This is a genomic window from Kitasatospora sp. NPDC059817 (genome assembly GCF_042731835.1).
In the GTDB taxonomy this organism is placed as follows: domain Bacteria; phylum Actinomycetota; class Actinomycetes; order Streptomycetales; family Streptomycetaceae; genus Kitasatospora.
The window spans coordinates 5,122-18,498 of record NZ_JBHWIR010000156.1; the positions used below are offsets into that span (position 1 = coordinate 5,122).

Consider the following 13,377-nt stretch of genomic DNA (forward strand, 5'->3'; position numbering starts at 1 on the left):
GCTGGGGGGCGCCCGCCCCCCCCCCACCCCGGCCGCCCCCAACCCCCCCCCGCCCCCAAATAAACTGCGGGGATTAAGTGCAGCCATATACCCCCCCGGGGGGCGGCCCCGCCCGGCCCGGGGGGCCCCCCCCACGGCAGGGTCTGGCCCGGCGTCAGTTCTTCGAGCTGCCGAACAGGGCGTCCGCCCAGTCGCGCACGGTGTTGAACCAGCCCTGGATGTTGTCCCAGTAGTGCGGCAGCGGCGTGAAGTTCCACAGCGCCACCCCGGCCACCACCAGCACCACCAGCACCACCAGGCACCCCTTGAGGCAGCCGAGCCCGGGGATGTACATCCGGTTGCGGCTGCGCGGGCGCCGCTCGCGCGGCGGGGCGGGCTCGCGGCGGTCCTGCTCGCGCGGCTCGTCCCGGCGCTGCGGCGATTCGCGGTGCTGCGGGGGCTCGCGGTGCTGCGGCGATTCGCGGTGCTGCGGCGCCGGCGGCTCGGCCCGGCGCGGGACCGGGGCGGGCGGGGGCGGGTAGCCGCCCTGCGACTGCCCGTACGCGGCCGGGGCCGGCCGGTAGCCGCCGGGCGGCTGCGGGCGCCCACCGGGCCCGGGCTGCGGCGGGCCGCCGTGACCGGACTGCCCGGCCTGGTAGCCCTGACCGCCCTGACCGCCCCGGTAGGGCGGCGGGGCCACCGGCGGCCGCTGGGCGTACCCGGGCGGCGGCGGGCCCTGGCGCCGCCGGTCCGGGTGGTAGCCGGCCGGCGGCTGCGGCTGGTAGCCGGGGGGACCGGCCGGCCCGGCCTGGAAGGGCCGCGGGGCGACCTGCGGGTCCTCGAAGTCCTCCGGGCCGAAGTAGCCGACCTGGGTCTGCTGGTTGCGGTCCCGGGCCGCCCGCAGCTGCGTCTGCCACGGGTGCGGCGTCTCCTCCGCCGGAGCGCCCAGAGCACCCGGAGCACCCGGCGGGGGCGGTGGCACGACGGTGGGCGGCATCACCTGGGTGCGGTCCGGGGCCCCGAACGGCGGGGCGGGCGGCGGCTGGGTGCCCATCACCTGGGTCGCCCCGGCCGGGTCGTACTGCGGGGCCGCCGGGGCGGCCGGCGACAGGCCGGGGACGCCCGCGCCGGCACTCGGGACGGAGGTCGGGCGCGGGTCCGGCAGCAGCAGCGAGCCGACCGCGAGCGCCTCGTCCACCGCCGACGGGGAGGCGTGCACCCCGACGCCGGCCGCCACCACCCGCAGCGCGCGGGCCAGCGAGGTCGCGGACGGCCGCTGCGCCGGGTCCTTGCGCAGGCAGCGCTCGATCACCGTCCACAGCGGCTCGGGCATGGTGCTGGGCCGCTGCGGCTCCTGCGCCAGGTGGGCGTGGAGGAGCGCGATCGCGCTGTCGCCCTGGAACGGCTGGCGGCCGGTGACCAGCTCGTACAGCATGATCCCGGCGCCGTAGACGTCCACCGCGGAGGTCTGCGGGCGGCCCTCCGCGGACTCCGGCGCGATGTAGGCGGGGGTGCCGACGAACTCGTGGGTACGGGTGATGCCCGGGGAGTCGGCGAGGCGGGCGATGCCGAAGTCGGTCAGCATCGGGTGCATCTGCTCGGTGCCGTCCAGCACCGTGGAGGCGAGCAGCACGTTGGCCGGCTTGAGGTCGCGGTGGACGATCCCGTCCTCGTGGCTGGCCGCCAGCGCATCCGCGACCTGGGCCATCAGCAGGGCGCCGGCGATCGGGCTGAACGGGCCGTTGGAACGCAGGTAGCGGGCCAGGTCGGGGCCGTCGATCAGGTCCATCACCAGGGCCAGCAGCTCGCCCTCGACCACCAGGTCGCGGACCCGGACGATGTTCGGGTGGGTCAGCCGCAGCAGCAGCGAGCGCTCGCGCAGGAAGCGCATCACGACGTCCGGGTCGGACGCCAGTTCCTCGCGCAGCACCTTGATCGCCACCAGCTGCCCGGGCTCGCTGCCGGGCACCTGGACGTCGGGGCGCACCCGGCCGCGCCAGACCGTCCCGGTGGCACCCCGTCCGAGGGTCTCCTCAAGCAGATACTTGCTGCCGACTGGCCGCACCTGTCGCACTCCTCGTCGTGCCGCCCGCGCGGGGCGCTCCTCCGCCGGTGCGGTGAGCCTGCCGGGCCCGTGTCTGCGGCCACTCTAACGGTGTCCGTTCAGGTTTTTGGGGCGACCGGCAGGCCATCCCGGAGGGGTTGGGGGACATCCCCTAGGGGAGTTCCCGGACCGGTTCGGCGGGCCCGCCGACGGGGCCCTCGCCGCACCGGTTGACCTGACCCTCCGTCGCCTCCACCATGGCGATGATCGCAAGATCGTCAAATCCGGTACGGTGCGCGGACTGTCCGTGACGGATGGCAGGATGGACACTCGCCACTCGTGTGGCCCAAAGGGTCGCCGCGGCCGCCCCGCGCGCCCGCGACGACACCGGGCAGCGGTACCAGGCTCCACACCAGCAGAAGGGACCCGCGGGCGAGATGCAGATCCGGCTGACCGTCCTCCGACCGCGCAGCGGCCCGGCCGCCGCCGGCTCCGCCATCCCCTACGTGGACGTGCTGGTCACCGCCCCCGTCGGCACCGCGCTCGGCTCCCTCGCGGGCGCCCTCGCCGGCGCCGTCGGCGTGCGCGGGCCCCGGGCCGCCACCCACGTGCACCTGTACGCCGGGGCGCACCGGGTCGACGAGCACACGCTGCTCGGCCACCCCCCGCTCCTCGACGGGGCCGTCCTCAGCCTCAACGAGCCCGACCCGACCGCCGACGACCCCGACGACACCCCCGCCGCCGCCGAACTTCGCGTGGTCGGCGGCCCCGACGCCGGCGGAGTGCACCGGCTGCACGGCCGGGAGATCCGGATCGGCCGCTCCGGCGAAGCCGACGTCCCGCTCGACGACCCCGACGTCTCCCGGCTGCACCTGGCCCTGCACCTCGCCGACGACGGCAGGATCACCGTCCGCGACCTCGGCTCCACCAACGGCACCACCCTGGACGGTCGGCTCGTCCCGCCCGGAGCCCCCGAGGAAGCCGTCCCGCTGGAAGCCGGCGCCCTGCTGCGCATCGGCGAATCCACCCTGCACGTGGCCACCCCCGACCCGGCCGACGGCACCGGCCGCGCCGCCCTGCCCGACGGCCACGGCCACCTCCAGCTCGCCGCCCCCGGCCCGGTCCGCCCCACCCCGCCGGTGGCCGAACCCCCCGCCGCCCCCGAACCCGCCCCCGGCCGCGGCCGCGGCCTGCTCTCGCTGCGACTCGGCCGCGCCGCCGAACCGCCCGGCCAGGAGAGCGCCGAACGCCACCACACCGCCGTACGGCTGCGCCAGGCCGCCGCCCAACGCGAACGGTGGCCGGATCTCGCCACCCTGCTGCTCAACGCCGTCGGCCCCGGCCCCCGGCTCTGGGAGCGCGGCCCCGGCCACCCCGACGCGCTCACCCTGCGCCTGGGCACCGCCGACCGCCCCGGCGGCCCCGGCACCGCACCCGGCACCATGCTGCCCGCCGTCCCCGTCACCCTCGACCTGCAGACCGCCGGCAGCCTCGGCCTCAGCGGCCCGCGCGAACGCCTGGACGCACTCACCCGGGCCGTCGTCGCCCAGCTCGCCGCCCTGCACCCGCCGACCGGCCTGAGCCTGGTCGTCGTCGACGCCGACCAGGCCCGCACCCCCGAAGAACGCGCCGACACCTGGGCCTGGGCCCTCTGGCTGCCCCACCTGCGCCCCGCCGACGGCCAGGACTGCCGGCTGCTGCTCGGCCTCGACGACGAACAGGCCACCGCCCGGCTGACCGAACTCACCGCCCGGCTCAGCGGCCCGGCCGGCCTCGGCGGCCACCCCGCCACCGTCGTCGTGGTGGACGGCCGCCCGACCACCGAGACCGCCCGGCAGGCCGTCGACCTGCTGCTGCGCCAGGGACCGGCCGTCGGCATCTTCCCGGTCTGCCTCGCCGAGCAGCCCGAACTGCTCCCCCGAGGCCTCGGCGCCACCGCCCTGATCACCGGCGAGGTCGGCACCCAGCTCTCCCTCGACCGCCCCGTCGCCCGCGGCCGGGAGACCTTGCACGAGGTCTCCCTGGACGCCGTCTCCGACGCCTGGGCCGAACGGCTCGCCCGCGTGCTCGCCCCGCTGCGCGAGGCCGCCCCGGCCGCCCGCGGCCCGCTGCCCGACGCACTGCGGCTGCTCGACCTGCTCCAGCTCGACACCGTCACCCCGGCCAAGCTGTCCGCCCGCTGGGCGGCGCACGCCGGCGGCATCGGCGCCGCCACCGCGCTGCTCGGCACCACCCGGGACGAGCTCTGCACGCTCGACCTGGCCGACCCCGAACTCGCCCTCCCCTCCCCCGACCCGGGCGGCCCGCACCTGCTCATCGGCGGCGCCCGTGGCTCCGGCAAGACCGAGCTGCTGCGCACCCTGGTCGCCTCGCTCGCCGTCTCGGAACGCCCCGAGCGCCTCACCGTCACCCTCATCGAGGGCCGGTCCACCGAGGACGGCCTGGACGGCTGCACCGAACTGCCGCACGTCACCGGCCTGGTGAACGCCGCCGACGACCCGCGGGCCGCGCTGCTCGCCGCGGAGGCCCTGGAGGACGAACTCGCCCTGCGCGAGCGGCTGTTCGACGGACTGGACTTCGCCTCCTGGCACGCCGCCCGCATCTTGGACGGGCAGAGCCTGGACGCGCAGAGCCTGGACGGGCAGGGCCTGGCCGGACAGAGCCTCGCCGGACACCCGGCCGTCCCGGTGCCCGCCGTCGTCGGCGCGGCCTCCGCCGCCACCCCGAAGATCATCCACCCGCGCAGCGGTGGCGACGGCCCCCGGCCGGTCACCTCCCCCGCCGCCGCCCCCTGCCCCGCCCGCCTGGTCGTCGTCGTGGACGACTACGACGCCCTCCTCTCCCCCACCTCCCCGGCCGGCCGCCCGCTCGCCCGCGCCCTCGCCGCCGTCGCCCGCCACGGCGGCCCGCTCGGCGTCCACCTCGCGGTCACCACCGGCCACCCGGAGGAGAGCGCCGGCACCGAGGTCGACGAGGCCGCCCTGCTCCGCATCGCGCTGCGCACCGAGGACCCGGCCGACTCCGACCTGCTGATCCACCTCGGCGACGCGGCCGCCCTGCCCGAGGACACCCCCGGCCGCGGCTACCTGCGCCTGCCGGACGGCGGCGTCACCGCCTTCCAGACCGCCCGGATCAACGGCCGCATCCCGCGCACCGCCACCCTGCGCCCCACCGTCGTCGCGATCGACCCGCTCCAACTCGGCGCCCCACCCGCCCGCCGCCCGGTCCGCGAACTCGGCAACGGCCCCACCGACCTCGCCCTCCTCGCCAGCGCCCTCCAACGCGCGGCCGCCCACTGACCGGCTCGCACCAGCGCGCCGCCCACTTCCCAGGAACCGCGAACACGACGGCGGCCCCGGCCGAGGTCTGCCGGGGCCGCCGAGAGCGGAGCCACGTACGCGCCGCCTCGACCGGACGGAGGTCCTGGCGCCGTGCGCCTTTCCTCGGCCGAGGCGTCGCCGTCGATTCTCAGGAGCAGTACGTCAGGAGCAGTACGTGTTGTGCTTGACCAGGGCGAGGCCTGCGACCTTGCCTTCGGCCATGGTGAACTCGTAGAACCAGTCCGGGCCGCCGTTGCCGCCCTCGGCCGGGAGTTCGTACGTGCCGTCCTTGGTCGGCTTGAGGTCCTTGCCCTCGTAGGCCCGCTTGAGCTCCTCCTCCGCCGAACCGGCGCCGACTCCCTCGGCGGTGCGGGCGTCCGCCGGGGCGACCAGCTGGCGCAGGCCCTCGGTACCGAAGTTGACCCGGCCGGTGGCCAGGAAGGCCTGGTCCCAGTTCTTGCGGGCCGGGCCGATGAGGTCCAGGTCCTTGTAGAGCACGGCCATCTCCTGCCGCCCCGCCTCGGTCTGATCGAGCTGCTCCCGAAGGCCCGCGAGGTACTCCTGCCGCTCCTTCGAGGAGGCCCCGGGGGCCAGGGGCGCGACCGGCTTCCTGGCCGCCTTGATCTCGTCGATCCTGGCCCGAGCCTTGTCGACCTTCGTACGGACCTCCGCCTCGGCCGCCATCCGGACCGGGTCCGGCGCCGGGCCGCCCTTGTACGCGTAGTCGGTGCAGCCGTTGAGCAGCGAGACCGGCGACGGCTCCAGGGCCCCGGAGGTGAGCGCCTCCTCCTTGGTCATCGAGAGCTGGAGCCCGCGGTAGCCTGCGGCGCCGAACGGCTGCGGCGGTGTACTGGCCGCCGCAGCGGCTCCGCCCTCGTCCCCCGCGCAGGCCGCCGCTCCGGCCACGACCAGGGCCGTCGTCAGCACGGCCCCCGCTACGCGCACGCCGCGCGTCATCCCCGCCATGATCATCTCCGCTTCGTCGACCGCACACGGTAGCGGACGTTCGGACACGATCCACCACCGGTCCCCACACACGCGGAAGGGGCCCGCATCCTCCTTGGGTTCTAGCGGGCCCCTTCGCACGCACCGGTCAGGAGGCCGGCCCCCGGCCGGCGGCGGTGTGGGTGTAGTGGGCGGCGGCCAGGACCGAGGCCATCAGCTCGGCGTCGAGCATGGAGGCGTCGGCCATCCGGGTCGCCGACGCGTGGGAGGCGAGCAGCGTCTTGGTGACCCGCAGGGCGGCCTCGGGGCGGCGCGTGATGGGCCGGGCCCACTCGGCCACCGCCTCGTCCAGCTCCTGCTCGGGGACGACGCGCTGCAGGATGGCGAGCTCCCGCGCCTCCGCCGCGCCGACCGGGCGGCCGGTGAGGATGATCTCGCGGACCCGGGCCGCGCCGACCTCGTGCAGCAGCCGGGGCAGCAGGCCGCCCCAGGCGACGGGCAGGCCGAGGGCCAGCTCGGGCAGCCGGAAGACGGCGTTGTCGGCGCCGGCCCGCAGGTCGCAGGCGAGCGCCAGGGCGAAGCCGGCACCGGTGGCCCGGCCCTGGACCCGGGCGACGGTCACGGCGGAGCTGTTGGTGAGGGCATCGCAGACCCTGCGGGCCTTCTCCCCGTAGCTCCGTATGCCGCCGCCGGTCGGGTCCTGCTCCAGGCCCGCGAAGAGTTCGTCGCGGTCGCCGCCGAGGCAGAAGTCCCGGCCGGCCCCGGACAGCACGATCACGCGCACGGCCGGATCGGGTACGGCCAGCACGGCGAGGAGTTCGTCCAGCATGGCCGAGGTGACGGCGTTCCCGGTCGCCGGGCTGTCCAGCTCGATGTGGAGCACGGGGCCCTGGCGCTCGGTACGGACCGTACGGCCCGCCGCAGGCGCGGGAACGGGCTCCGGGGCGGGCGGCGGGACGGGCGACGCGACGGGCTCGGGGTACGGGTACGGGTACGGGAGGTACGACGGCTGCGCCGCGTGCGGCGGGTACTGCGGAACCTGGGGCACCTGAGGCACCTGAGGCACCTGCGGGAACACGTTCATGCGGCCACTCTCAGGGACGTCACCCGGTGGAAGACCATCCGGGGTGCGTACTCGGGCGGGCTCGCCGCCCTCAGGGTCGGGAAGCGCCGCAGCAGCTGGCCGAGCAGGGCGCGCGCCTCCAGCCTGGCCAGGCCCGCGCCGAGGCAGTAGTGGGCGCCGCCGCCGAAGGTGAGGTGGGTGCCCCGGCGGAGCACGTCGAAGGTGTGCGGGTCCGGGTTTCGGCGCGGATCGCGGTTGGCCGCGCCGTACATCACGTGGACCATGGTGTCCTTGGGCAGGAACACCCCGGCCAGCTCGGTGTCCTCGCCCGCGACGCGGCTGTTGACGCGGACCGGCGGGTCGTAGCGCAGCGCCTCGTCGATCGCGTCGTCGATGTGCTCCGGCCGCTCCCGCAGCCACTCCCACCGGCCGGGCGACCGCAGCAGCGACCACACCAGCGAGGAGAGCAGCGTCGCCGTGGTCTCCAGCGAGGCGATGGTGACGAACATGGTGAGCTGGTAGACCATCCGGTCGGTGGCCTCGCGGTCGGACTCCAGCGCGTCCCAGGTGCGGATCCAGCCGGCGATCACGTCGTCGCCGTCGTTGTCGCGACGCTCCCGGACGAGGCGGGTGAAGTACTCGCGCAGGTCCATGGTGGCCTGCTCGGAGACCGCCAGCTGGCTCTTGGTGGGCAGGAGTTCCTGGGCGTGCACCTGGTTGTGGGTCATCGTCAGGATGTGCGGGTAGTCCGCCGGGGCGATGTCCAGCCAGCGCCCGACGGTGCCGATCGGCAGCTGCTCGCTGACCAGGGCGGAGAGGTCCGCCTCGCCGTCCGTCCGTATTCGCTCGGCCAGGCGGTCCAGCAGTTCGGCGACGTCGGCCTCGATCTGCGGCTCCATGTCCCGGAGGGTGTTCCGGTCGAAGAGGTTCCCGAGGCTGCGCCGCTGCCGGGTGTGGTCGGGGGCGTTGAGCCGGGAGAGGGTCCGGCTCATCTCCTGGGTGGCGACGGCGTCCCAGCGCCCCGTCTCGGTCTGCCGTTCCTGCCAGGCGAAGTCGGGGACGAGCCAGGTCCTGCCGCGCAGGACCTGGTCGCACGCGTCGTACCCGGTGACCAGGTAGCCGCCCCAGGGCGCCGGGACGAGGTCTCCCAGCGCCCGCAGCCCGTCGTAGACCGGGCTCGGGTCGGCGAGTCCCTCGGCCGACCGCAGCCTGCGCAGGAGCGGCACGGCGGCGCGGCGGTCGACCACCCTTCCGTCCGGGCGCTCCGGGTCTGCGGGGCGGGCTTCCAACGTGGCGGTCACACGGGGCTCCTTACGCGCGGGCGGGCAGTACGGCGGCGATCTACCCAGCAACAGCGCGCTCAAGCGTCGATCCGTGTTGCCCCCGTCACGTACCCGCACCGCCGTCGGACTCCGTTCACGCCGCGGTGGCGGAACGGCTTCCGACGGCGCGTCGGATCGGAGCCCGGGGCGTGTCAGACCCGAAAGACGTCCAGGAAGGAGCTCCACCACCCCTTCTTCTGCCCGGCCCGGCCCGGCGCGGGGGCACTGGCCTGCGGGTACGCCTGCGTCGCCTCGGCGCCGACCGGCGATCCGCCCGGCGCGGTGTCCGCGCCCGCGGCCGGCCGCGTGGTCCGGGCGGGCGCCGGGCTGAACCGGACCGGCAGCGAGACCAGGCCGCGCTGGAACGGGCCCGGTCGCCACTCCACGCTCTCCGCGGGCACCGCGAGCGTGACGTCCGGGAGGGCGTTGAGCAGGCACTCGATCGCGCTCAGGGCGATCAGCTGGGCCGGGGACTTGGCCGGGCACGCGTGCGGGCCGGCGCCCCAGGCCAGGTGGGCCCCCTTGCTGAGGGTCAGCCGGGCGTCCGTCAGCGCGGGGTCGCTGTTGGCGGCGGCGAAGCTGATCACCACCGGGCTGCCCGCGTCCATCGGGACCCCGCCCACGTCGAGGTCCTGCATCGGGTAGTGCGTGGCGTAGTTGGCGATCGGCGGGTTGTTCCACAGCACGTCGTCGAGGGCGTCCTCGATGCGCAGTCCGGAGCGGCCCTCGCCGGACAGCAGCAGGAGCAGCGCGTTGCCGATCAGGTTGCGCTCGGGCTCGACGCCGGCGCCCATCAACATGACCAGCTGGTCCTTGAGCTCCTCGTCCCGCAGGCCGGCCGGGTGCTGGATGAGCCACGAGGTGATGTCGTCGCCGGGCTGGCGGCGCTTCAGCGCGACCAGGTCCATCAGGCAGGCGGTCAGCTCCTCGTTGGCCTGGATCACGTCGAGGCCGTCGAAGAGCGCGGACATGCTGCGGGTCAGCCGGTCGCCGATGTCGGCCGGGCAGCCGAACAGCTGGTTGAACAGCAGCAGCGGCAGCAGCTTGGCGTAGTCGTTGAGCAGGTCGGCCCGGCCCAGCGGACTGAACTGGTCGATCAGGTAGCCGGCGATCCGCTCGACGTGCCGGTTGAGCCGGTTGTCGTTGAGCCGGCCCAGGCTCTCGGTGACGGCCTTGCGCAGCCGCAGGTGCTCGGCGCCGTCCGTGAAGAGGCAGTTGGGCCGGTAGAACATCATCGGCAGGACGGGGCTGTCCATCGGCACCCGTCCTTCGTTGAGCGCCGCCCAGCGCCGCGAATCCCGGGCGAACATCCCCGGGTTCTGCAGCACCCGCAGGGCGGCCTCGTGCGAGGTGACCAGGGTGGCCTCCACCCCAGGGGCCAACTCCACCGGCGCGGCGGGGCCGTTGGCGCGCAGCTTGTCGTAGACCGCGCCGGGGTCGGACGAGAACATCTCCCCGTAGAGCGGTGTGCTCACGCCGACGTGCATCGGGCAGCCCTGCGGAGGCGACTGCGGGGCGGGTCGCTGCGGAGAATCCATGGGTCGTTCCTTGGAGGTGGCCCCGGGCGGGTGCGGACCCGGGAGGCGTGCGGGGAGGGAGGCGCGGGGGAGGTCAGGAGGCGCGGGCGAGCAGGTGCCGGACGAGCGTCAGCAGGGCGTCGGCCGAGGAGCGCTGGTCCCGCGCGTCGCAGAACACCACCGGGGTGTGCGGCAGCAGGTCGAGTGCCTCGCGCAGCTGGTCCTCGGTGTACTCGTCCTGCCGGTCGAAGCTGTTGACCGCCACGGCGTACTCCAGGCCGTACTGCTCGATCAGGTCGATGACGGGGAAGGTGTCCGCGAGGCGGGTCGGGTCGGCCAGCAGCAGCGCTCCCAGCGCGCCCCGCGCCATGTCCTCCCAGAGCTGCATGAACCGTTGCTGCCCCGGAGTGCCGAACAGGTACAGCACCAGGTCGTCGCCGAGTGTCAGCCGGCCGAAGTCCAGGGCGACGGTCGTGGTCTTCTTGTCCGGTACGCCGCGGAGGTCGTCGACGCGGATGGACGCCTGCGTCATGCTCTCCTCGGTGCTCAGCGGGGCGATCTCCGACAAGGCCCCGATGAGCGTGGTCTTGCCGACCGCGAAGTGCCCCACGACCAGGATCTTGACCGCGGTCGTCACCGCGCCCGGGACGTAGATGTCCTCAGGCGAACCGGCGTTGAAGTCCATGCAGTACCTTCTCTAGAAGTCTCGGATCCGGGGCCTGGGCCGGGGGCGGGGCCGACCGGCACAGCAACCGTCCCTCATGGATCAGGTCCGTCAGCAGCAGCCTCACGACCCCCACCGGCAGCTCCAGCCGGGCCGCGACCTCGGCCACCGAGAGGTAGCCGCCGGAGCACAGCTCCCAGATCGCCCGGGTCTCCGGGCTCGGCAGGGCCGGGAGGTCCTGCTCGGGCGCGACGGTGACCAAGGTGATCAGAGACAGGGCCTCCGCACTCGGTAACTCGCGCCCACCGGTGATCACGTACGAGCGGATGAAGCCGCCGGTGACCCGCTGTTCCTCGCCGCCGGCCGTCATGAGCCGCTGAGCGTGCTCTGGCGCGGCGCCGCCGACATCGCCCGTCCGAGCGCGCCGACCTGCTGCTGCATCCGGAAGGACATCGCCTCCATGTCGACGTCGGGGGCGGTGGAGGCGGCCAGGTACGCGCCGCTGCCGGCCGCGATCAGGAAGATCCAGCCGTGGTCGTACTCCAGCAGGGTCTGGCGCCAGACCCCGGCGCCTGCGCCGTCTGCGCCGACGAACGGGGCGACCGCGCGGCTCAGCGACTGCATCGAACTCATCGCGGCGGCGTTGGTCTCCGCCTCGTCACGGCCTATCTCGCTGGACCGTTCGAGCAGGAGGCCGTCGGCGGAGACGAGGATGGCGTGCCGGGCGCCGGGTACCTGGAGTACGTCGTTGAGCACCCAGGAAAGATCGCGGCTCACTGGATCTCGGTTCCTTCCGTGTTCGTGGTGTTGCGCCCGGACAGCGTGCCGCGCTGGAACGCGCCGAGGCGGGACGGCGTGTTCTGGACGGGGCTCCGCACCGGTGCCTCGGCCCGGCCGGGGTCCTGCGGGGAGGGGAGGACGGACACCGGGCGGTTGCGGCGGCGGCGGGGCAGCTGTCCGTCCGCGGTCATCTCCGGTTCCGTCACCGCCGCCGCCGGCACCGGGGCCAGCGGCACCGCCGGTTCGGGCAGCGACACGAGCCGCTGACCGGGGGCCTGCGCCCAGGCCTGCGCGGGCTGCTCCGCCGGCGGGGCCTGGTAGTCGCCGCGCGCGCCCTGGTGGTCACCGTGCGCGGCCTGGTGCTCGCCGTGCACGGCGGCGGCCGGGGCCGGGGCCGGGGCCGCGACCTCGCTGCTGAGCAGCTCGGCCGGCAGCAGCACCACGGCCCGCACGCCCCCGTACGGGGAGACCGAGTCGACGGAGACCCGGAAGCCGTAGCGGGCGGCCAGCATGCCGGAGACGGCGAAGCCGAACTTCGGGGGGTTGCCCAGGCTGGTGAGGCCGATCGGCGCGCCCGGGTTCAGGAGCACCGCCGCGCGGTCCTTCTCCTCCTGGCCCATGCCGAGGCCGGCGTCGTCGACGATCAGGCAGACGCCGGTGGGGACGGCCTGGACGCTGACCTCCACCGGGGTGTCCGGGGCGGAGTAGTTGGTCGCGTTGGCGAGCAGCTCGGACAGCACGACGGCGACGGGCTCGACGACCTTGCTGACGAGCGCGACGCTGACCTGGGAGTGGATCCGCACCCGGTCGAAGTGCCGGATCCGGCCCTGGGCGCTGCGGACCACGTCGTAGACCGAGGCGACGCTCTCACGGCGGCCCAGCCAGCCGCCGCAGAGCACCGCGATGCCCTGGGCGCGTCGGCCGAACTGGCTGTTCGTGTGGTCGATCGTCATCAGGTCGGCCAGGATCTGCGGGCTGTCGCCGTACTTCCGCTGCACCTTGTCGATGACGACCTGCTGCTCGTCGGCCAAGCCCTGCAGCGTCCGCATCGCCGCCTTGAGGACGGCCTTGGTGTCCTCCTCGGCGTCGCGGCGGACGTCCGTCAGCTCGGATGCGTGCTGGTTCCGCAGCTGGTCGTGCAGCACGGCGAACTCGTCGCGCTGCCGCTGTGCCAGGGCGCTGGCCTCCTCCAGGGAAACGTTTCGCCTCCGCAGGGCGAGGTTCGTCCTGCGGGCCTGGAGGGCCGCTCCGACGGCTGCGAGCATCACCACGATGAAGACCCAGAAAAAGGGTTCCTGCACAAATGACGTCATGAAACTCTCTTCAGGTGGCACCGTGTGGAGCCGGTCCGGGCCCCAAGGCGCGAATGGGACTGGCGGCCTGAACCCCCTCCGAAAGACACCTGATGTCACATCACATCGCGGTGCTTTCCGGCACGGGACCTGCGGCGACGCCTATCGCGGGGTCAGCCTACTGCAACTCCTGGTAGGTCAGAACAGCTGCCAAAAAGGGCAGTTGGGGCGAAATTTCGCGACCGGACGGGAACTCCGGTGGGAATGGGAGGAGTTCGTAGCGCGACGTTAATCGCGGGGACACTTCCCGACCCCACCCCGGCTCGCGCGCAGCGTGATGGCTCCGTCACCGTCCGGAATCCGCCGCCCGCCGGCCGCCCGTCGCCCGTCGCCGGCGGCAACGAAAAGCGGCGGGCCCGCGTCCGGGGACGCTGGCGCTTATACACAAAGG

Annotated in this window: 10 protein-coding genes; 1 reads left to right on the forward strand and 9 read right to left on the reverse strand. The window is 74.6% G+C overall.

Annotated elements, in window-relative coordinates:
* Positions 1-154 precede the first annotated feature (154 nt).
* Positions 155-2,044, reverse strand: coding sequence for a serine/threonine-protein kinase (locus tag ACFV61_RS27010; RefSeq protein ID WP_380494373.1), 1,890 nt, complete (start codon positions 2,042-2,044; stop codon positions 155-157).
* 320 nt (positions 2,045-2,364) lie between these two features.
* Here ACFV61_RS27010 and ACFV61_RS27015 point away from each other — a divergent pair, with 320 nt between their 5' ends.
* Positions 2,365-5,322, forward strand: coding sequence for an FtsK/SpoIIIE domain-containing protein (locus ACFV61_RS27015; RefSeq protein WP_380494375.1), 2,958 nt, complete (start codon positions 2,365-2,367; stop codon positions 5,320-5,322).
* A 183-nt stretch (positions 5,323-5,505) separates the two neighbouring features.
* Here ACFV61_RS27015 and ACFV61_RS27020 read toward each other — a convergent pair whose 3' ends face one another.
* The 8 genes from ACFV61_RS27020 to ACFV61_RS27055 form a co-directional block, all read right to left on the reverse strand.
* Complete coding sequence (locus ACFV61_RS27020; protein WP_380494377.1) at positions 5,506-6,309, reverse strand: hypothetical protein; 804 nt, start codon at positions 6,307-6,309, stop codon at positions 5,506-5,508.
* Positions 6,310-6,436: 127 nt separating this feature from the next.
* Positions 6,437-7,171 (reverse strand): enoyl-CoA hydratase/isomerase family protein, encoded by a 735-nt coding sequence (locus tag ACFV61_RS27025; RefSeq protein ID WP_380494380.1) that lies wholly within the window; start codon positions 7,169-7,171, stop codon positions 6,437-6,439.
* 197 nt (positions 7,172-7,368) lie between these two features.
* On the reverse strand, positions 7,369-8,559 hold the full coding sequence (locus tag ACFV61_RS27030) for a cytochrome P450 (protein WP_380494383.1): 1,191 nt from the start codon (positions 8,557-8,559) through the stop codon (positions 7,369-7,371).
* Positions 8,560-8,825: 266 nt separating this feature from the next.
* On the reverse strand, positions 8,826-10,211 hold the full coding sequence (locus ACFV61_RS27035) for a cytochrome P450 (protein ID WP_380343615.1): 1,386 nt from the start codon (positions 10,209-10,211) through the stop codon (positions 8,826-8,828).
* Between the two features lie 73 nt (positions 10,212-10,284).
* Complete coding sequence (locus tag ACFV61_RS27040) at positions 10,285-10,875, reverse strand: ATP/GTP-binding protein (protein WP_063349167.1); 591 nt, start codon at positions 10,873-10,875, stop codon at positions 10,285-10,287.
* Positions 10,850-11,224 (reverse strand): DUF742 domain-containing protein, encoded by a 375-nt coding sequence (locus ACFV61_RS27045; protein ID WP_350881090.1) that lies wholly within the window; start codon positions 11,222-11,224, stop codon positions 10,850-10,852. The genes ACFV61_RS27040 and ACFV61_RS27045 overlap by 26 nt, the downstream gene beginning before the upstream one ends.
* Positions 11,221-11,631, reverse strand: coding sequence for a roadblock/LC7 domain-containing protein (locus ACFV61_RS27050; RefSeq protein WP_063349165.1), 411 nt, complete (start codon positions 11,629-11,631; stop codon positions 11,221-11,223). The genes ACFV61_RS27045 and ACFV61_RS27050 overlap by 4 nt, the downstream gene beginning before the upstream one ends.
* On the reverse strand, positions 11,628-12,947 hold the full coding sequence (locus ACFV61_RS27055) for an ATP-binding protein (protein WP_380494378.1): 1,320 nt from the start codon (positions 12,945-12,947) through the stop codon (positions 11,628-11,630). The genes ACFV61_RS27050 and ACFV61_RS27055 overlap by 4 nt, the downstream gene beginning before the upstream one ends.
* Between the last annotated feature and the right edge of the window lie 430 nt (positions 12,948-13,377).

Excerpts from the sequence above, each read along its gene's own strand:
- ACFV61_RS27020 (WP_380494377.1), bottom strand. The coding sequence starts at position 6,309 with ATGGCGGGGATGACGCGCGGCGTGCGCGTAGCGGGGGCCGTGCTGACG.
- ACFV61_RS27035 (WP_380343615.1), bottom strand. The coding sequence starts at position 10,211 with ATGGATTCTCCGCAGCGACCCGCCCCGCAGTCGCCTCCGCAGGGCTGC.
- ACFV61_RS27040 (WP_063349167.1), bottom strand. The coding sequence starts at position 10,875 with ATGGACTTCAACGCCGGTTCGCCTGAGGACATCTACGTCCCGGGCGCG.
- ACFV61_RS27045 (WP_350881090.1), bottom strand. The coding sequence starts at position 11,224 with ATGACGGCCGGCGGCGAGGAACAGCGGGTCACCGGCGGCTTCATCCGC.
- ACFV61_RS27055 (WP_380494378.1), bottom strand. The coding sequence starts at position 12,947 with ATGACGTCATTTGTGCAGGAACCCTTTTTCTGGGTCTTCATCGTGGTG.